At 35.5% G+C, this 20,921-nt stretch carries 12 protein-coding genes; 6 read left to right on the top strand and 6 right to left on the bottom strand.

Annotated features, from left to right (window positions below; genetic code table 11):
- Positions 1 to 3 precede the first annotated feature (3 nt).
- From NOX90_RS01965 to prfB, 3 genes are all read right to left on the bottom strand, one after another.
- Entirely contained in the window at positions 4 to 4,692 is a 4,689-nt protein-coding gene (locus NOX90_RS01965) for an NAD-glutamate dehydrogenase (protein ID WP_375604336.1), read from the bottom strand.
- 27 nt (positions 4,693 to 4,719) lie between these two features.
- Positions 4,720 to 7,377, bottom strand: a complete 2,658-nt coding sequence (locus NOX90_RS01970; protein WP_375604337.1) for an ATP-dependent Clp protease ATP-binding subunit — start codon at positions 7,375 to 7,377, stop codon at positions 4,720 to 4,722.
- A 224-nt stretch (positions 7,378 to 7,601) separates the two neighbouring features.
- Positions 7,602 to 8,706 (bottom strand): peptide chain release factor 2 gene (gene prfB / locus NOX90_RS01975; RefSeq protein ID WP_375604338.1). Its coding sequence is split into 2 segments (ribosomal slippage): positions 7,602 to 8,630 and positions 8,632 to 8,706, totalling 1,104 coding nucleotides; the frame shifts between segments, so codons are not numbered across the junction.
- Between the two features lie 145 nt (positions 8,707 to 8,851).
- Between prfB and mgtE the strand changes: the two genes are divergently transcribed.
- Positions 8,852 to 10,222 (top strand): magnesium transporter, encoded by a 1,371-nt coding sequence (mgtE, locus tag NOX90_RS01980; RefSeq protein ID WP_375604339.1) that lies wholly within the window; start codon positions 8,852 to 8,854, stop codon positions 10,220 to 10,222.
- 19 nt (positions 10,223 to 10,241) lie between these two features.
- Here mgtE and NOX90_RS01985 read toward each other — a convergent pair whose 3' ends face one another.
- On the bottom strand, positions 10,242 to 11,684 hold the full coding sequence (locus NOX90_RS01985) for a TrkH family potassium uptake protein (protein ID WP_375604340.1): 1,443 nt from the start codon (positions 11,682 to 11,684) through the stop codon (positions 10,242 to 10,244).
- A gap of 138 nt (positions 11,685 to 11,822) precedes the next feature.
- Between NOX90_RS01985 and NOX90_RS01990 the strand changes: the two genes are divergently transcribed.
- Positions 11,823 to 12,446 carry an ankyrin repeat domain-containing protein gene (locus NOX90_RS01990; RefSeq protein WP_375604341.1) on the top strand — a complete coding sequence of 208 codons (624 nt, stop codon included), beginning with the start codon at positions 11,823 to 11,825 and terminating at the stop codon, positions 12,444 to 12,446.
- Positions 12,447 to 12,483: 37 nt separating this feature from the next.
- Positions 12,484 to 13,251: an IS5 family transposase gene (locus NOX90_RS01995; protein ID WP_375604248.1), complete on the top strand. Its 768-nt coding sequence runs from the start codon at positions 12,484 to 12,486 to the stop codon at positions 13,249 to 13,251.
- A 658-nt stretch (positions 13,252 to 13,909) separates the two neighbouring features.
- Here the strand turns inward: NOX90_RS01995 and NOX90_RS02000 are convergent.
- On the bottom strand, positions 13,910 to 14,926 hold the full coding sequence (locus NOX90_RS02000; protein WP_375604342.1) for a substrate-binding domain-containing protein: 1,017 nt from the start codon (positions 14,924 to 14,926) through the stop codon (positions 13,910 to 13,912).
- Between the two features lie 141 nt (positions 14,927 to 15,067).
- On the opposite strand from NOX90_RS02000, the gene dcd reads away from it, so the two are divergent.
- Positions 15,068 to 15,625 carry a dCTP deaminase gene (gene dcd / locus NOX90_RS02005; RefSeq protein ID WP_264338453.1) on the top strand — a complete coding sequence of 186 codons (558 nt, stop codon included), beginning with the start codon at positions 15,068 to 15,070 and terminating at the stop codon, positions 15,623 to 15,625.
- 3 nt (positions 15,626 to 15,628) lie between these two features.
- Here the strand turns inward: dcd and NOX90_RS02010 are convergent, their stop codons facing one another.
- Positions 15,629 to 16,588, bottom strand: coding sequence for a hypothetical protein (locus NOX90_RS02010; RefSeq protein WP_375604343.1), 960 nt, complete (start codon positions 16,586 to 16,588; stop codon positions 15,629 to 15,631).
- A 455-nt stretch (positions 16,589 to 17,043) separates the two neighbouring features.
- On the opposite strand from NOX90_RS02010, the gene NOX90_RS02015 reads away from it, so the two are divergent.
- Entirely contained in the window at positions 17,044 to 20,259 is a 3,216-nt protein-coding gene (locus tag NOX90_RS02015) for a glycoside hydrolase TIM-barrel-like domain-containing protein (protein WP_375604344.1), read from the top strand.
- A gap of 279 nt (positions 20,260 to 20,538) precedes the next feature.
- Positions 20,539 to 20,904 (top strand): transposase, encoded by a 366-nt coding sequence (locus NOX90_RS02020; RefSeq protein WP_375603639.1) that lies wholly within the window; start codon positions 20,539 to 20,541, stop codon positions 20,902 to 20,904.
- Positions 20,905 to 20,921: the final 17 nt, after the last annotated feature.

Consider the following 20,921-nt stretch of genomic DNA (forward strand, 5'->3'; position numbering starts at 1 on the left):
TTCCTATGAAGCAAGTACTTTAATTCTTCTGATTATAAATATTAATTTGCTTAAATCAAGTTTAGAAGCAACCATCTCATCTAAAAAACTATTATAACGTTCTATGTAGTCTTTATCATTACAAACCCAGGTTTGAACCTTATCTTCGGGGTTATCAGTAGCTTTTATGACTTTAACAGCTAGCTTGTGATGGTAATTGCTTAAATCGTCCAATAAATCATTAACTAAGCTGCGATCCCAATAAGAAGAGCGGCTTTTCATCTTGATGGCAATTGTTCTAATAAGATCGAATCTTAACAGCGACTTTAACTCAAAGTATATTTTACCAGCATCAAGAATGGGCAAAGACGTCTGTTCAGCAACAGATATAATATCCAGTGCATAAGTAAGAACGCACAGGTCAGCAATTTTTTTTGCTAGATCTTTATCTATATCAAGTTCCACTAAAGAAGTGTATCCATGATTATAGACCTTTAACAGGTGTTCATCTAAAACATCATGGCCTAAAGTTTTAATTGCATCTTTAAATTTTGTAACATCATCCAATTCTACAAAGCTAAGATTTTTTACTAACCAAAACGATACTCTGCCAATAAATTTCTGCACATTTCTCACTATTTGCAAGTATGAGTTAATATCAATTTTTCCATCCAATTCATCAATTTTCTGCCACAGGTTATTTAAATCATATAGGTGGTTAACAACGATATATATGTTAACTGCTTCGTGTACCTTAATTCCAGTATTCTCAACTAAATTATTAATAAATATACAGCCCATCCTATTTACTACATCATTTGTAATACAAGTGGAGATAATTTCTCTACGAAGTTGGTGTTTTAATATGAAATCCTTAAACTCTATTACCATCTTTTTAGGAAAATAACCCAGCAAATAGTCATTAGATATAAGATCTTTTTCAGGCAGATCAGAATGTATAATTTCATTTTTTATCGCCGTTCTAGCATAAGACATTAGAACAGAGAGCTGAGGAGAACTGAAACCTTCTGCACCAGTTAACATCCTTGCTACCTCTTCGTCAGCTGGAAGAAATTCTACGCTTCGGTTTAACAGCCCAGATTTTTCTAAACTGAGCATTAACCTATGATCCTGCTCCAATCTCTCTTTAGCTTGCAAACATTCAAGGAGTAATGCTTTTGTTTCAATTCTGTTGTGGTCCTCAAGCACCTTAGATGCAACTTCATCCACCATGCTGGCTAGTATTTCATTCCTTTTTTCTAAAGAAACACCTCCTGCTTTCATAGCCGAAACAAATGCAATTTTGATGTTAACCTCAAGGTCCGAACATATCACTCCGGCTGAATTATCAACAAAATCTGCATTGATATGTCCACCTCTTTCAGCATATTCTATTCTCCCAAGCTGTGTACAACCAAGGTTCCCACCCTCTATAAACATGGAAGCTCTAATATCCTTACCATTTACTCTCAGCTCATCGTTTGCTTTGTCACCGACCATGCTATGATTTTCACTCTTTGCCTTAACAAACGTGCCAATTCCTCCGTTCCATATAAAATCCACTTTTGCTTTCAACAGATATCTAATTAAGTTGCTTGGAGATAACGTATCTTCTGTTATACCAAAGCATTTTTTCATTTCTTGAGAAATGTTTACTTGCTTGCTGCTACGCTCAAATACCCCGCCACCCTGAGAAATCAAATCTTTGTTATAATCCATCCAAGTTGAAAATGGTAATTCAAAAAGACGCTTACGCTCTGTGAAACTCTTTCCTGCATCAGGATTTGGATCAATAAAAATATGCATATGGTTAAATGCGCCGATTAAATGTATATTTTTTGAAAGCAGCATACCGTTTCCAAATAGATCGCCAGCCATATCTCCAATCCCAATTACAGTTACATCTTGGTAAATATCCTTATTCATTTTCCAAAAATGCCTCTGTGCTGCAATCCATGCACCTCTTGCTGTGATACCCATCTTTTTGTGGTCATAACCTGCTGATCCACCAGATGCAAATGCATCATCAAGCCAAAAATTATACTCAGAGGCTATTTGGTTGGCATAATCAGAAAATGAAGCAGTGCCTTTATCTGCCGCAACCACCAAGTATGGATCGTCTTCATCATACCTAATCACATCCTTTGGTGGAATTATTTTACCATCAACTACATTATCAGTAATATCAAGCATTCCTCTGATAAAACCCTTATAGTACTCAACACTTTTCTCTCTTAAAATATTCTTATCTTTATAAGCTTGCTTTATTACAAACCCACCCTTTGCGCCAACAGGTACAATAACCGCATTTTTTGTCATCTGAGCTTTCATGAGCCCCAAAACTTCAGTGCGAAAATCTTCCGTCCTATCCGACCATCTTAAGCCACCACGGGCTAATTTCCCTCCTCTTAGATGTATTCCTTCAAAAAGGTTTGAATAAACATACAATTCACAATATGGGCGAGGATCAGGCAAATCATTCACTTTACTTGAGTCAAATTTTATAGATAAGTAGGGTTTATTATCTTGATAATAACTGGTCCTTAAAATAGCCATTATCAAGTTAAATATCGAGCGTAAAACGTAATCATGTGAAACATTGCTGATCTCTTTTAGAAGTTCCTCAATTTTTTCTCTGAAAATGTCCGTGGTTTCTGCTCTATCAATGTCTATGTTAGGATCAAATCTTGCATGAAATAGTTGTATCAAATACTTTACTACTTTTGGATGCTCTGAGACTACTTTTTGGATATATTCTGGGTTATAATTAAATGACGTCTGCTTTAGGTAAGCACTGAGCGCTCTAATCAGAAGCATTTCTTTCCACTTCAGCCCAGCAATAATAATCAAGCTATTGAAATAATCATTTTTAATTTCCTTTCTAAACACTTTCGCAAGTGTTATTTCAAATTGCTCTTTTAGAGTAATGTTGTCTATTAATTCATCAACTCTTGACAACACAAAATGATGTATCCATATTCCACCGTTAATTTCTATATAATAGCCATTATGAGATAGAATCTTAGCTCCCAAATTCTTAGTGATCCTTAATATCTTCGATAATTCAAGGCCTCCATTGCTTGGAGTATAAACCTTTAATTGATAATTAAGATTATCACGAGTAAGTCTTAAATCGACCTCGCTAACTCCTTTCTTCCTCACTATCTCCAATTTTTTCATATCGTAATATGCATCATGAGGTTCGAAACTCTCTTGATAGCTTATTGGAAATGCCTTGCAATAACGGGTGAATATATCCTCAACAGTGCTAAAAGTATTATATAAATTGTCTATAAAACGATCTTCCCACTTTTCCGTAATGTTTCTTAATTTGTTTTCGATACGCAAAACTTCATCATCAAGAACGCTAGCATTTTTGGTCTTTAGCACTACATGCAATTTCATCAAATCATATTCATTGATAATGTGATTGTTATAAATATCTGAACTTCCTGCACTTGTCTCATCCTTCAATATGTCACGTATCTTGAACATTAGCCTAGCGCTAGCATAACGCATTGGTATCAGCACTATGCAACTAATGAAATCCCCTACTCTTCTTAAAAATAATCTGACCCTTGGCCTAATCGCAAGAGACATGATCGAAATGCAAATTTTAAATAATTCGTCTTCATTTGATTGGAATAATTCATCACAAGAGAATGTTTGTAAAATAGAAATTAAAGCCTTGTTATTGTGGCCCCCGGTTACAAACCCTGCATTTTNTTCTATAATTCTAACTTTCTCTCTTATTATTGGAATAGTTCTAATATCTTGGACCTCCGCTACAGAAGTAAATAGCCCGAAAAAACGCCGTTCCTTTATCACATTACCCTGGCCATCAAATTCTTTTACTCCTATACAATTCATGTATGTACGCCGATGAACTATTGAGATTAGATCTGATCTCAATATGTATAGATAATCAAGGTTTGCAGAAGGAATCAACGTACTTTGACCTACTCTCATCAGGCCAAGGTCCTTTTTGCCATCACAGACGAGTTTTTCATTTTTACCAGCAATATATTCTTGATAACCTAGAAATACAAAATTATTGTTTTTTAGCCAATCTAAGAAATCCTTTCCTGGTGTCACTCCAGCATCAGGCGCTGGCTGCTTGATGACAGAAAGAAGACTTTTTGCTTCATCAAGTTTCTTGAGCATTAAGTGCCAATCTTTCACAACGCAATTAACTGCTTTCAGCGTTTTTTGTAGAGATTCTTTTAATGTATCAACAAAACTGTCACTTATACCTTTGATAATTACATATATAACTGACTCTTTGATTCCATTGCTTTCTTCCAAAGGGTAAATCTCGTTTATTAGGCCCTCTTTTCTTTGGATATTAATTATGCTATTACTGTAATAGCATATGGTTAAATTGTGCGACTTAATAGTTGCAATAACGGAGTCAACTAAAAATGGCATGTCATCGTTTGTTATCTTAATCGTGGTAAAATCGCCTTCTATTCCTGGTATATCATCCATATTGCTTGCTACTAACTTACTTTCATCTTTCTCTTTTTGAGAAACGAAATTGTAAGCATCGGTTACAATATACAGCAAAAACTTATCATTGGCTTTTAGGTCACTTTTATAAACAAAATTATAAAAATACTTAATAAATTTTTTAATTTTTTCTTTATCTTGCTGATTTTCTTGATCAGCTAACTTAAATAAAGACTCAGTGTCAACATTATGATCTATACACATTCTTTTTAACAAAAATACACAGTGAACTTAAACCTTTTTAACTAAGATTTCATTATCAAGAGCGTACACTATTAGTTCATCATTTTCTACTACTTCCCCTGATAAAACTAATTTAGCTAAATTATTTTGAATACACTCTTGTATAACCCTTTTTAGGGGCCTTGCTCCATATTCAGGGTCATAGCCAGTTTGTGCTATTAGTTCTTTAGCTTCCTGCGACAAACTTATACTCAGTTTACGCTTAGCAAGTGTTTTTTGTAAATAAGAAAATTGAACATCTATAATTTTATAGATGTCACCTCTGGTTAAACTGTGGAATATAATAATTTCATCCAGCCTGTTTAAGAATTCTGGACGAAATGCTGATTTAACTATTTGCATCACCTCATTTAATCTCTTTGGTGTCATTCCAGTGCGTGACGCTGAAATCCACTTTTTTTCCTGGATCCCAGTGTCAGCTACTTGCATGACAGAGGGCTTTTCAAGAGAGCTATTTTCTTTTGCTCCTTTAAGCATTATCTCAGCGCCAAGGTTAGAAGTTAAAATCAGTATGGTGTTGCGAAAATCAATTAATTTGCCATGACTATCAGTGAGTCTACCCTCATCCAAGATTTGCAGCAATATATTAAATATATCTGGATTTGCTTTCTCTATTTCATCAAACAGAATAACCTGATACGGCCTTCTTCTTACTGCTTCGGTTAATCTGCCACCTTGCTCATAGCCAACATACCCTGGAGGCGCGCCAATTAGCTTTGAAACAGAATGTTTTTCCATATATTCTGACATATCAAAACGCAAAAGCGCTGATTGATCGTCAAACAAAAATTCAGCAAGGGCTTTCGCAAGTTCGGTTTTACCAACCCCAGTTGGGCCTAAGAATAAAAATGAACCGAAAGGTCGATTAGTATCTTGCACCCCAGAGCGAGAGCGCCTAACTGCATTACTTATCGCTTCTATTGCATCTTTCTGCCCTATTACTCTTCTTTCTATTTCATTCTCCATGTTAAGAAGTTTTTCCTTTTCGCTGTGCATCATGTTATCAACTGGAATTCCCGTCCACTTTGAAACAATGTTTGCAATGTCATCTCCAGTCACTTCTTTCTTTAAGAAACTATCAGTAACCTTTTCCTGATTTTTTAATTCATTCTCAAGCTGAGGAATCACACCATACATCAGCTCTCCTGCCCTTCCCAAATTCCCACTACGCTGAACTAATTCCAACTCTTTTCTAGCGTTATCTAATTTTTCAACTGTTTCTTGTATTCTAGCTATTTTATTCTTTTCCATCTGCCATTTGCTGTTCAAGTCAGCAAATTTACTGTTTAGATTTTCGATCTCTTCATTTATCTTTTTTAAACGCTGTTTAGAATTTTCATCACTTTCTTTTTTTAGAGCTTCTGCTTCAATCTTTAGCTGTATAACCTTTCTCTCAAGTTCATCAATAACTTCAGGCTTGCTATCCATTTCAATTCTCACCCTGCTTGCTGCTTCATCAATCAAATCAATTGCTTTATCAGGTAAAAACCTATCTGTTATATATCTATTGGATAACGTTGCAGCAGCAATTATTGCACCGTCTGTAATTCTTATACCATGATGCACCTCATATCTTTCCTTCAAACCCCTCAGTATTGAAATGGTATCAGTTTCAGTTGGTTGAGAAATAAACACGGGCTGGAAACGCCTTGCAAGCGCAGGATCTTTTTCTATATGCTGACGATATTCATCTAAAGTTGTGGCCCCTATACAGCGAATTTCTCCACGCGCAAGAGCAGGCTTTAGCAAATTTGAAGCATCCATTGCACCACTTGTTGCTCCTGCTCCAACTAAAGTATGAAGCTCATCTATAAACAAGATAACTTTTCCCTCCGCTTTCGAAAGCTCATTAATAACTGCTTTTAACCTTTCTTCAAATTCTCCTCTAAACTTCGTTCCAGCAATTAATGCACCAAGATCCAAAGCTAAAACCTTTGCATCACGCAAACCAAGCGGCACGTCATTTGCAACGATTCTATTTGCAAGCCCCTCAACTATTGCAGTTTTTCCAACACCAGGTTCACCGATCAGCACTGGATTATTTTTTGTCCGCCTCAGTGATACCTGCATAGTTCTTCTGATCTCTTCATCACGACCAATTACAGGATCAAGCTTTCCTCGCATAGCAAGCTCTGTAATATCCTTTGTATATCTCTTAGCAGCGTTCAATTTTTCCTCACTATTTGGCGAGTCTGCACTGCTACCTTGCCTCATTTCTGCGATAACTGAATTTAATTTTTGCGGTGTAACACCACTTTCTGCCAGAATTTTGCCTACAGTATCATCTTTTTGTGCAGTGAGGCCCTGCAGTAAACGCTCAACGGCAACAAACGAATCTTTATTCCTCCGAGCAATACCAATTGAATCTTCAAAAACTTTTGCTATTTCTCTTGAAAGTTGAAGGCCACCACTTCCTGGACCTTCAATTACTGGCAACTTTTTTATTGCGCTATCCACAGTATCAGAAATACTTTGCATATTTCCACCACAAGCGTTTATCAAATCCTGAACGAAACCTGATTCATCTTCAAGCATCACTTTGAGTAAATGCTCAGGCATAAAAATCTGATGCCCAGCTCCCAACGCTTTCATCTGAGCACTTTGAATTAGACTTTTTGCTTTTTCGGTAAATTTATTTAAGTCCATAACACCAGTTAAATTCGTATTTGCTGATGTATATAACAACTGATTTCATAAATTTAAACCTAAAGTTGCTTATTGCTAAGTATGAAATTTAAAACTTTCTTAAAAAAGGAACTATAGCTGACCAAGCAAGGTTTCCCTACGTCATACCGCCGCGGCGCTAACTAGTAGCGGAATGACGGCTTATCAAATTATAAGTAAACCTAAATTACTTTAGCTATAAAAGTCTAATTTTGCTTAGTAAGTACGCTAACTATGAAACAGTCTATATTACCATCAAAAACAGAATTTATATTACCCATTTCATGTCCTGTTCTTAGATCCTTCACCATTTGATATGGATGCATAACGTACGATCTGATCTGATTACCCCAACCTATATCACATTTTTTACCATACTCTTCAGCCATTTTCTGTTCTTTTTNTTCCAGTTCAATTTGGTATAAACGTCCTTTAAGTAATTTTAATGCCTCATCTTTATTTCTGTGTTGAGAACGACCATTTTGGCATTGAACTACAACACCAGTTGGAATATGCGTAATGCGTACTGCACTTTCAGTCTTGTTCACATGCTGACCGCCAGCTCCGGAAGCACGGTAGGTGTCGATTTTTAGATCCTTTTCATCCACAGCAATATCAATTGAATCCTCTATCACTGGAGTTACTCCTACACTTGCAAAACTGGTATGACGTTTACCATTTGCATCAAACGGCGATATTCTAACCAGCCTGTGAATTCCACTTTCACTTTTTGCCCACCCATAAGCTTTTTCTCCAACGATTTTTATCATTGCAGACTTTATACCAACCGCATCACCATCTAGTTTTTCTACAACTTCAACTTTAAAGTTGTGATAAATTTCTGCCCACCTTATATACATGCGCATGAGCATTTCAGCCCAATCATTGCTCTCTGTTCCACCAGCTCCTGAGTGGATTTCTAAAAAGCAGTCATTATTATCTGCTTCGCCAGTAAATAAGGATTCTGTTTCTTTACACTTGATTAATTTTTCTAACTTTACCAGTTCATTTTCAACTTCAGAGAAAAATTCTTCATCATTCTCATCAATAGCAGACTTCATTAAGCTAATGGCATCGTTGTAATCGCTTTCTAGCTTTGAAAATAACTCTATATCATGCTTAATTTTAGAACGTTCTTTTAAAATTTCTTGTGCTTTTTGGTTATCTTGCCACAGATCATCATTCGACGCTTGGGAGTCCAGCTCTTCAAGACGCAACTTTAATTTTTCTATGTCAAAGACACCCCCTGATAAGAGAAATACTTTTATTTAAGCCTTGAAAGTGTTCGAGAATTTCTGAATAAGTTTTCATTATACTTTAGATTTTAATATATTTACTATTACTAACAATAACAGCAAACAAAATAGAAATTTAACCATATAGTAGTTAATTTGAAATAATCTTATTATACTTTAATGCTCAACGGAATCAAGCACGTATATTTAAAGGTAAAATAATGAATATTAAAACAAGTTCTCATTATGGTTTAGACAAAAAGGCTATTGATGACTTAATAGAGTCACTCGATAATCAAGAATTAGAAAATGTTCGTAATATTGTAAAAACGATAGATAGCGTTCAGTTAGCTTATTTTTTATCTACTTCAATCAGTGATCACAGGGAGAAACTAGTTAATATCCTCGATCAACATTTGTTAAGTGATGCCCTAGTGCATGTAGTGCCAGATTTACAAATAGAGATCATAGAAACATTGGGAATAGAAAATACAGCAAAGTTACTAATGCTTCTTGATGTAGAAGATATAGTAACCATAGTGAAAGATTTAGATAGAAAGTCTGTAGAGAACATACTTTACTACCTGCCCAGCAAGACTCAGAAATCGGTAGAGGAGTTGCTATCATACCCAGAAGAAAGTGCAGGAAGGTTAATACATAAAGATATGGTTATAGCTCCATATTATTGGACAATAAATCAACTGACAGAATTTTTGTGCAACTATAAAAAAATACCAGAAAAATTTTACCAGATATTCATTATCAACTCAAAATTAGAGCCTATAGGCAGTGTTAATTTAAATAAGATAATATCTCACTCAGGGGACACAATAATAAAAGAGATAATGGATCATGATATAAAAATCATTAAAACTGGAGTAGACCAAGAGGAAGTAGCAAGAATATTTAAAGATTACTCTCTATTATCAGCTCCGGTAGTAAATAAGAATGGTAAAATTATTGGTGTGATCTTAATTGAAGATGTAATCAAAATTGTTCAACAAGAAACAGAAGAGGATGTACTTAAAATAAGCGGTGTATCTTCTAAAGCCGATATAAATGCCCCTATACACAAAACTATAATTAAAAGGCTACCTTGGTTATTGTTTAACCTCTTAGCTGCAACAATGTGTTCTATAGTAGTTGGCTTTTTCGATAACGTAATACAAAGTTTTATAGTACTGCCAATAATCATGCCGATAATTGCATCAATGAGTGGAAATGCAGGATCCCAAACAGTAACGCTAACCATCCGGGCAATCGCAACAAAATATCTAACTGAGCAAAATGCAAAAAGAGTACTGATGAAAGAATTTTTAATAGGTCTTATAAACGGGATAATTTTATCTACCATTTCACTCGTAGTATTAGTAATTAGATTTCACAGTTTCAAAGTGGAGATGATTTTTGTAGTCTCCATGATTATGATGTCAATTATTGCAACGTTTATCGGAACTTTCATTCCTATAATGCTTCATCGCTTAAAGTCCGATCCTGCCGTTTCTTCTTCAATCCTAACATCGGCAACAACTGATATTCTCTCAGCTCTTATATTTCTTGGTTTAGCTACGATCTTTTTATTAAACAGCTGACAATATCAAATTTCACCAACTATTTCTTTCTATTAAATAAGAATAAATTGCCTATACAAAAATAGATTGGCAATATTTCAAGTCTGCCAAGCAGCATTAAAAACGATAGAAATAATTTTACTTCATTACTGAAAGAGGAATAATTACCCGAAGGACCTATTAAGTTGCTGAACCCTGGACCAGAGTTTGTAAGCGTTGCAGAGACTGAGCTGATGCTAGTTATAAAGTCCTCATTGCTTAAGTAAGACATCACTACTGATGAAATGGTAAACGTTAACATGAAAATTGCAAAAAATATAAAGACAGAATGAACTTCATCATTCTCCAGGGTTTTTCCATTGAATTTTACTCTATTGTCTGCATTAGGGTTTAATAAAAGGCGAAAGTGATTTTCTATAGACCTTAGAAAAATGATCAAACGAAAGATTTTAATGCCACCACTTGAAGAACCACTACATCCACCAACAAAGGTTAGAAAAAAAGCTAAGACTGAAATGAAGCTCCAATCTATATGATCACAGATTGCATAACCAGTTGACGTAATCAAGGAAGCGATGGTAAATGTGCTGCATCTAAATGATAATGACACTCCTAAATCAACATTTTTATACAACCAAAAACAAGCAAATAAAGATGAAACAATAGCTATCTTAAAAAAGTAAGAGACCTGCTCATCATAGCAAATGTCTAATCGTCTTATAATTTTTAAATAGCTAAGAAAAGGCAGAGAACCCAAAATCATAAAAATGATCGTTATGACTTCTAACATAGGGTTATTATAGTGCCCTATAGAATCATTATAGTTAGCAAATCCACCAGTTGATACAGCAGACATTCCGTGACATATTGCATCAAACAGTGGCATACCAGCTAGATAATAGGAAAATATGCATAACAAAATTAAGCCATAATATATTGCCGTAACATGAATCACTACGCTTCGTGTGTTCGGCAACTTCCTTTTGGTAGCATCTGAATATTCAGAATAAAGTAAATTATTTAGGCTGAGAATCTTGAGTATAGGAAAAACTGCAATTCCTAAAGTGATTACACCAAAACCACCTATGCCATGTAGCATTGCTCTCCACAGCAATATTCCCGGAGATTGCTTTTCAATATCATTAAATATAGTTGCCCCTGTGGTTGTGATGCCAGATATCGTTTCGAATAATGCATCAACATAGCTCAGATTATCAAAATAGAAAGGAATAGCTGCAAACAGAGACAAGGCAATCCAGGTGCAACTAGTAATCGCAAAAATTGCTGGCATGCCATGCAATCTACTCAATTTACCGAGTAAAATAAAAGTTACGCCAGATGTGCAGGTAATTATGAATCCAGCGAGAAAATTTTTCCATTCGTAGCTGAGATACTTATTGGTAACAGCAGGAATAAGCATTGCTAAGCTAAACAGCAATAGGAATATTCCCACAATAAATACAATTGAGCGTAAGCGTTCCATAGAGTTACTTTCTAGCTATACAAAACCATAAAAGCTATTCTAACGTCAAGCACTTTGTTGGCCTTTATTAACAATATATTTGACTTACTTGTAAATATGTGTGATAATTAAACTTGTTATGAAAAATAGAGGTAAAATATGGAGTATGAACAGTTTTCAACAATATACAAAGCATTACATTCCGCAAGTGCTAACAGCAGTCTGAGTCAAGATAACGTAATTGAAGCAATAAAAAGTCAATTATCACCAGATTCAGATGGATATAAAGAGTGGGAAGAAGGGAATTTTAGTTTAGATCATGTGTTTACTACTGTTAATGATTACAAAGTAGAATCTAAACACACATTATTAACGTGTGCTTGTAAATCGGCAGATTTAAAGGTGGTAGATTTTCTATTAAGAGCAGGGGTTAATGTTAACGTGGCGGCTGGAGATGAAAATCCTTTCACTGCTGCTATTGAAAATGAATATGTAGATAGTAAGAAAGATGCAAAAGCTATAGTAGATCTTCTAATAGAAAAAGTAGACGCTCATGTTAGCGCAGCGGATGAAAATGTAAATAATACAATAGCTAAGGCTGTTGAGCGTGGCAATTTAAGGGTATTCAATGCTCTAATAAAAGCAGGGGCTAATGTTAACATACAGGTACATGAAATGCCTATATTAAAGTGGGCTGAGTTCCATCAACCCGATCCAAGGATAAAGAAAGAAGACATGGAAGAGATAATCAATACTCTAAGAGCATGTCTTCAAACTAAGTAGAAAGGAGTTAAGAAGTGTGTTATAAGATATATTTTAAATGTACCCAAGCGATATAAGTGACAAAGAATGGAAGATGATAGAGCAATATTTTGAACCTAAAAAGACCGGCAGACCAAGAAAACACAGTATCAGAACGATTATCGATGCAATAAGGTATGTGATGAGAACAGGCTGTCAATGGAGACAACTACCTAAGAATTTTCCACCATGGAAAACCGTGTATAGTTGTAATTCGCGTTTAAAAAAAAGTGGAATATGGCAAGAAATTCATGATTTTCTAGTTAAAAAACTAAGAAAGATAATTGGTAAGAATGAAACTCCATCAGTAGGAATAATTGACAGTCAATCAGTAAAAACCACTCAAAAAGGGGATCCNAGAGGATATGATGCTGGCAAGAAAGTAAAGGGTAGAAAACGCCACATCGTTGTAGATACTCTAGGTCTTGTAATTGCTGCTGAAGTACACAGTGCAAGCATTCAAGATCGTGATGGTGCACTAAATCTTTTTGTTCAAGCCAAATGCAAAGCTCCAACATTACGTAAGTTTTTTGCTGATCAAGGATATACAGGTAAATTGCAAAACCGCTGTTTATTGGAAACTGGATGTTTGTTGACGATTACCAAGAAAGTAGTTGATACAGGATTTCAGGTTATTCCTAAACGTTGGATTGTTGAGAGAACCTTTGCTTGGCTCTCCAATTTTAGACGTATGAGTAAGGATTATGAGCATTCTCCTCTCACTTCAAAAAATAACATCTTTTTTAATATGATCACTATTATGCTTCACAAATTAGCTCATTCTTGAGTTTGAAGACATGCTCTAAAGGCTCCTTCAAAAGAAAAGGGACAAAAAGGTGCTAAGTCTACTGGCGGACAAACCCCAGTAAATGGTGGCAACGCAAATACTCAATCTACTACTGACAACACAACCCCAGCAAAGAACGATACAACCTTCTGGAGTGAACACAAAGGGAAGATTGCTCTAGGCGTTGTTGGACTGTGCGCAGCTGGTGCTATTGCAGCCTATGTGCTAGCGTATCCTGCAGTTGCACTGGCTTTAACAGTTTTGGCAGCAGTTATATTAATGGGTGCTGGTATTGCTAAGGTTTGTGAGAAACTGGAAAATCCAAATGCAGACAAGGTATTTACAGACAAAAACAAGTCATATTGTGTTAATCAATAGACTTTTTGCATTATCTCCTGTCATCCGAGTAGCTGACACACAACTGTACGAACGTTGTGCTAACAGGAGGGTGTCATCCCAGTCTGGGATCCAGGAATTTTATTAAGTTGGTAAGCATAAAAGTAGCCGTTTTATGTTAAAATACAACGTTTTGATGATTATGAAAAGGCTGGATTCCAGACTGGAATGACACCTCTCTTAGTAAAAATTACTTTTATATCATAACGTTCGTACAGTTGTGCGCACCTCTAGAACAAAGAATATAAAAAAAGTGTTGCCGTCACGTTATATCATAAACTTTTGCTGAAGCTTTTTTCATGTCTTCACTTGAAAGTGGGATCAGACCAAGCCTAGATAGGTACCCATCTTCAATGCCGATCGAATCTATAATTTCTTTAATGAATTCTCTGAATCCATCAACAGTATCCAAGTGTTCCCTCTTTATGTAAAGGTATAGAGGTCTTGCTAATATATATTTTCCCGATGATATATTTTCGTAAGTTGGCTCAATTCCTGCAATTGTGCTCCCTTGTATTTTATCTTGATTCCTCATTAAAAAGCTAAAACTAAATATCCCTAAGGCATTCTTGTTACTTTTCAATTTTTGTATTATTATGTTTTCATTAATTCCAACTTCTATATACCTTCCGTCATCCCTTATATTACCACATGCTTTCTTTCTTTCTTCCTGATCTTTGTAATTCTCTTTGAAAATTCTTGAGTTCATGCATGAATATTGATCAAGCATAATAGAATTAACCAAAGTTTCGTATGTGCCTGTATTTTGATGTGGACCATAAATTTCAATTTCTGTTTTTGGTAAGGCTTGATTTACATCAGACCAAAACTTCTTATTATTTTTTACTAATTTATCATTTTCTTGAGAATATGCAGATAAAGTTTCAAATAAGTCCTTCTTTGTGAAATCAAATCTATGGCTTTGATTTGAATTTGCAATGACAATCCCATCATAGCCAATGATGATCTCTATCACTTCATTAATTTTATTTCTTTTACATAGTTCTCTTTCTACTTCCTTCATAGGGCGAGATGAAGTGGTGATGTCTGGCGTGTCTTCCCCTATTCCTGAGCAAAACATTTTGAACCCTGATCCACTTCCTATTGATTCCACAACTGGAGTCTTAAAAGGGAATACACGATTGAACTCCTCAGCTATAAACGAGATAAAAGGAAAAACAGTTGAAGATCCAACAATTCTGATGTATTTCCTGGCATCAGCATTTGACAGCGGCGTGAATAATACGAATACAAAAATCAGGAGAAGGTTTTTAAGCATTATTTTTAGTTAAGAACATAAATCTAATTATTGTAATAAAAAATCAAACTGAAAAGCTTTAATTGCATTACAAAAGCTACAGTTTACATTTAAATTTTATTTTATATTATTGTAAGTATTACACAACTTTAAGGGGCAATTATGGCAGTTATGCCAGATAAATGGATAAGAGAAAAAGCTGAAAACTTTGGAATGATAAAGCCTTTTGTGAATCACAAAAGTAGCAAAGGTGTCATATCTTTCGGACTATCATCTTATGGTTACGACGCAAGAGTGGATAATAAATTTAAGATTTTTACTAACGTTAATTCAGCCATCGTGGACCCTAAAAATTTCTCTGAGAATAGTTTTATAGATAAAGAAACAGATGTATGTATAATTCCACCAAACAGCTTTGTGCTTGCAAGTACAGTGGAATATTTTCGTATACCAAGGAATGTACTGGTCATTTGTGTTGGTAAATCAACTTACGCAAGGTGTGGAATTATAGTAAACGTTACTCCCTTAGAACCTGGATGGGAAGGTCATGTCACACTCGAATTCTCAAACACCACTCCGCTTCCTGCGAAAATTTACGCTAATGAAGGCGCATGCCAATTCGTATTTTTAAGCGGCGAAAGTGAGTGTGAGAAATCATATGATGATATGAAAGGAAAATATATGAATCAGCATGGTATCACTTTGCCGCTGGTGAAATAATTACTACTTTTGTTGTGAGCCACCAGGTTGCTCTATAGACAATATTCCATCATTACCAGATAGCAAAGTTCGCGCTGATTCACTTTGCTTAAGATGTTCAATTGCCTGGTTTTTGTCAGTTCCAGTGCGCATACTGCAGCCAAGTTGGAAATCTATTCCATTCTCAACAATGTTACATAAAAACCCCATAGCAGTAGCGAAACCTTCTTGTTTATTAGTAGCATTTCCGGTAACAACAACACGAACAGTGAAGTTACGATCATTTCCAACTGTTCGCATCAACATTTCACCATCTCGTATACCATCATTATTTATACCCTTTGCTATAACAGTCTCATCTACACCTTCTCCTACTCCTACTCGAGATGTTACTTCTATAGTCGGTTGGTTATGCAACAGACCACTTCTTGTTAATGATTGACGTAAATCAGTATTTAATTGATCCTGCTCTACATCATTCTGTTGCCCTAACTTATTAGCTTCTTCTTCAACACGCTTATTATATTCTTCCACCTCAACTTTATTTACTGTTTGACCTTCATCGTTTTCTATGTTTTTTTGACTAAACATATCTTTATTGATAGCTCGAAAAATAAGAAATGGTATCAGTGAAATTATTAGATTTAATACAATGCACGGAATTAAAATCACAGCAGCAGCTATACAGATTAGAGCTTTAACTATAAACTTTATTACTTTAGATAATTTAGAATCATCTTTTTGAGCACTAACAGCATTCAAAAAAAGCATAGTTAAGCTAAGAGATAATGCTGTTATAGCAGTAGGCACGATGATTGGAACAAGTAAAAAAGCGTTGATTAATTTTTTCCCAGAACTAGTTGGTTTAGTGCTATTATTCATTGATGCAAGATAGTTTTGACCAACATTAGTAATCCATTTTGTACCAGACAAAACTCTTTTACTATTTTCTTCCGACATTTCAAATTTCATTTTCATTACCATTTTTATAATGCTAAATTATACTAAGAATTGATATTGTAAAGTCAACATAAATTTTTTACTTCCGCACTTTTTCATTGTTGCTTACAATGACTATAGCTACACCATGTGCTTTTCTTAATTAAAAACTTCAATTATTAATTGTAAGTTATTGAATTTCTTATCATAATATCTGTCATCCCAGTACCACTTTCTTGTCATCTCAGTGCCTTGACTACTTGGATCCAGCTTTCTATGTGACCTCATCAAAAATGTTTATTTTTCAGCCATTTTTATACTTATCAACTCAGTGTGCTTGCTTACAATTAAAATTCCTGGATCCAAGTNNAGTCAAGNNGCACTGGGATGACAAAGGAGGAAGCACTGGGATGACAAGATTATAGGTGTCATCCAAGTAGCGTGACACTTGGATCTTTTCTCAACAATTTCAAAAAAATCTATCAAAAAGGAGGATTATCATGTCCACAATAATTTTATCATCAATTTTTGGTCAAGCAGGCAGCATTTTTGGGCCAATTGGCCGGATTATCGGCTCAGAACTCGGTGCTCTTCTTGGTGCACAGCTAGATAGCGCAATGTTTGGTCTTGATGCTGAGCAAAAAGTAACGCATGGAGCAAGGCTAAAAAATCTGCAAGTTCAAACCTCAACCTACGGCAGGACAATTCCGATTATCTATGGTACTGCTCGTGTTGCAGGGAACATTATTTGGTCACAGCCAATAAAAGAAGAGGCGATAACCACCAAAAGCAAAATTGGAAGAGGTATGAATGTTGAGTATAATTACTATGCAACGCTTGCAATTGCGATCTGCAAGGGGAAAGTAGAAAAATTAAACAGAATCTGGGCAGATACAACATCACTTAGCTTTGATGAAATAGATTATACTTTTTACAGCGGCAGAGAAGACCAAAATCCTGATCCATTCATATCATCAATTGAAGGAGAGGGAAATGTGCCGGCTTATAGGGGAATATCTTACATAGTCATCAAGAATTTTCCTTTAGCAGACTATAATAATCGTGTTCCGGTATTTACATTTGAAGTGCGGACTGCAGTAAAGTCAAATGAATTTTCAGTAGCGAAAAATATTCGGAATATCAATATAATACCAGGCTCAGGAGAGTTTGTATATGATACAAAAATACAGAAGAAAATCGCGCAAGAGAAAATAAGCAGCAACCAATATATCCCATATGGACTGGCACAAAGGGTAAATCATAACAACCACACTAAAAAGAGCGATGCAATGCTTTCTTTGGATCAATTAAAGGGAGATTTACCACATGTTGAGTGGGTATCGGTAGTAGTCAATTGGTTTGTGAATGATCTGAACATTAAAGATTGTAAAATATACCCTGCAGTTGAATTTCAAGATGATTCTGCAATATTACCTGATGATTGGCAAGTAGGGGGTGTAACCAGAGATAATGCTCAGCTAATTTCAAAAGATGCGAGTGGAAACCCAAGGTATGGTGGCACAGTTAGTGATGCAGCGCTGATAAGATATATAGAAGAGTTACGCAGCAGAGGTTATAAGGTAATACTCTATCCAATGCCGTTGCTTGAAACAGAAAATAAAGAATGGCGAGGAAAATTGAGCGGGACCCCTGGGGATATAAGTGATTTTTTTAAGAGTCAGTACAACAAATTCATAGAACATTATGTAAGCATTGCCAAACAAACTAAAGTGGAAGGGTTTATCATCGGTTCTGAATTTGTGCAGCTTACCAAAATTCGAGATGAACAAGGTAATTATCCTGCCGTTATAGAGCTAGTTAAGCTTGCAAAGCGAATAAAACTTGATCTTGGAAAAGAAGTAACAGTAACTTACGCTGCGGATTGGAGCGAATATCATTCATATGATGGTTGGTATAATATGGATGAGCTTTGGTCTTCAGAGTATATCGACGTTGTTGGCATAGATGCTTATTTTCCACTGAATGATGGTCCAGAGCCTCCTTTTGGTTATTCCGCGGAGGATGTAATGGGTGGTTGGAGTAGTGGGGTAGGGTATGATTATTTCTATGATTACTCAAAGAGTGAACCTGAAAAAGTAAAGTATAACGACAGCAGGTATGCGTGGAAAAATATAGAGAAATGGTGGAGTGAAACTCACATAAATCCAGGTGGTAGTAAAACAAAATGGCAACCAAAGATGAAAAAAATATGGTTTACTGAGTATGGATTTCCCAGTATGAAGGGCTGCACTAATGAGCCAAATGTGTTTGTTGATAAAGGCAGCATAGAGAGCAAATATCCACGATATTCAAACGGAGAGGTGAGCTTTCTTTCGCAAAAAATTGCAATTGAAGGAACACTCAAGAAGTGGCAAAATTCAGAGATGATAGAAAAAATGTTTCTCTGGGCATGGGATGCAAGGCCATTTCCTTATTTCCCCAATTTGTGTGATGTGTGGGCTGACTGCCATAACTGGCAGACAGGCCATTGGATTCAGGGAAAGCTTTCACAGCTTAATATTTCCGATGTTTTATCGGATCTATTACAAAGAGCAGGTTTAAAAAGCGATCAGTTCGATACAAGCAATGTCAAAGGGTTATTGTCTGGGTATGTGATAAACGATCAGCAACCCGTACGTTCAATTATTAAAATGCTGCAAAGTTGCTATTTTTTTGATGTGGTTGAACAGGACTCTAAACTAAAATTTGTTCAAAAGGGCAGGGGAGTTACAACTGTAATGCCAATTGGTGAAATGGTTTTCAATAACAGTTCAAAGTCGATGCAACTTGTTAATATTAGTCAGCTGGATTTAAACAATAAAGTTAACGTCGTTTATTTTAATCGCAATTTTGGCTATCCAATTGATGTTAAATATGCTGAGTTGCCAAAGCAAGGCACTGCTATAACAGTTGAAATGCCACTCATTATCGAGGAGGGGGAGGCACAAAATATAGCTGAAGTTTTACTTTATTCTTCGTGGCAAGAGAGAAATATATACAATTTCAAGCTACCGATAAAATATGCGTGGATTGTGCCAAGTGATGTAATAACGATTTTAGACGGTGAGAAAAAGCATACGGTGAGAATTATAAAAACAAAATTTGAAAGCATGTCCATTCAAGTAATTGGCGTTGGTTATGATCACTCTATATATAAGCTTTCTTTTCCTTCAACAAGGTCACTTATGCTGAAGGAATACCCTCCTTCTCACATCAGCAAAACCATCATAGAAATGATAGATTTACCGCATGTTAAAGGTAATAGCGCAAGCTTTACTTTAATTAATGAGGAAAAGAATTGGAAAGGAGCAACACTCTTTATTTCGTACAACGATAAGGATTATAAGCCTATCGCAAGCACAAATAAACAGTCTACTTACGGATATGTAATGGAATCTACCGACGAGGGGCTTATAGTAGTGTTACGTTTTGGTAAGCTGCTGGGAATTATCGATTCAAATTCAGCATTAATCGGAAAAGAGATAGTGAAATTCCAGAGTGCTGAACTTATAGATAAAAATAAATATAAGCTTAGCAACCTAATCAGAGGGCAAGAAGGCACTAAAGAGCATGAGCATATAGGAGGTGAGAAATTTACCTTACTTGATGATTCAATAATATCTTTTGAAGTGCAACCAGGAAAACGACTTTTCCTTAAAGCAGTGACTTACGGTGATTCATTGGATAACACGGAAGCGAAGGTCCTGAACAATTGATGATCAGTGTTTAAACTTAAACTTGAATAATTCAAGATAAGGTATTGAAATTCGTGCTTTTTATGATTTGAGCTTAAGATTCCAGTGTCAAAGCACATAACTGTACGAACATTGTGATTTGAATCCACTAGGAGGGTGTCATCTAAGTAGCCTCCTTCTCCTGTCATCCCAGTCTGGGATCAAGGAAACTTTGATTGTAAACTAATTTGGTAAGCATAAGAGCATGTCTTCAAACTAAGTAGAAAGGAGTTAAGAAGTGTGTTATAAGATATATTTTAAATGTACCCAAGCGATATAAGTGACAAAGAATGGAAGATGATAGAGCAATATTTTGAACCTAAAAAGACCGGCAGACCAAGAAAACACAGTATCAGAACGATTATCGATGCAATAAGGTATGTGATGAGAACAGGCTGTCAATGGAGACAACTACCTAAGAATTTTCCACCATGGAAAACCGTGTATAGTTGTAATTCGCGTTTAAAAAAAAGTGGAATATGGCAAGAAATTCATGATTTTCTAGTTAAAAAACTAAGAAAGATAATTGGTAAGAATGAAACTCCATCAGTAGGAATAATTGACAGTCAATCAGTAAAAACCACTCAAAAAGGGGATCCAGAGGATATGATGCTGGCAAGAAAGTAAAGGGTAGAAAACGCCAC

It is taken from the genome of Wolbachia endosymbiont of Anurida maritima, assembly GCF_042182995.1.
In the GTDB taxonomy this organism is placed as follows: domain Bacteria; phylum Pseudomonadota; class Alphaproteobacteria; order Rickettsiales; family Anaplasmataceae; genus Wolbachia.

Bases quoted from the DNA above. Each gene is read 5' to 3' on its own strand.
- NOX90_RS02020 (WP_375603639.1), top strand. From the start codon at position 20,539: ATGTACCCAAGCGATATAAGTGACAAAGAATGGAAGATGATAGAGCAA.
- NOX90_RS02015 (WP_375604344.1), top strand. From the start codon at position 17,044: ATGTCCACAATAATTTTATCATCAATTTTTGGTCAAGCAGGCAGCATT.
- NOX90_RS02000 (WP_375604342.1), bottom strand. From the start codon at position 14,926: ATGCTTAAAAACCTTCTCCTGATTTTTGTATTCGTATTATTCACGCCG.
- NOX90_RS02010 (WP_375604343.1), bottom strand. From the start codon at position 16,588: ATGGTAATGAAAATGAAATTTGAAATGTCGGAAGAAAATAGTAAAAGA.
- dcd (WP_264338453.1), top strand. From the start codon at position 15,068: ATGGCAGTTATGCCAGATAAATGGATAAGAGAAAAAGCTGAAAACTTT.
- NOX90_RS01985 (WP_375604340.1), bottom strand. From the start codon at position 11,684: ATGGAACGCTTACGCTCAATTGTATTTATTGTGGGAATATTCCTATTG.
- mgtE (WP_375604339.1), top strand. From the start codon at position 8,852: ATGAATATTAAAACAAGTTCTCATTATGGTTTAGACAAAAAGGCTATT.
- NOX90_RS01990 (WP_375604341.1), top strand. From the start codon at position 11,823: ATGGAGTATGAACAGTTTTCAACAATATACAAAGCATTACATTCCGCA.
- NOX90_RS01970 (WP_375604337.1), bottom strand. From the start codon at position 7,377: ATGGACTTAAATAAATTTACCGAAAAAGCAAAAAGTCTAATTCAAAGT.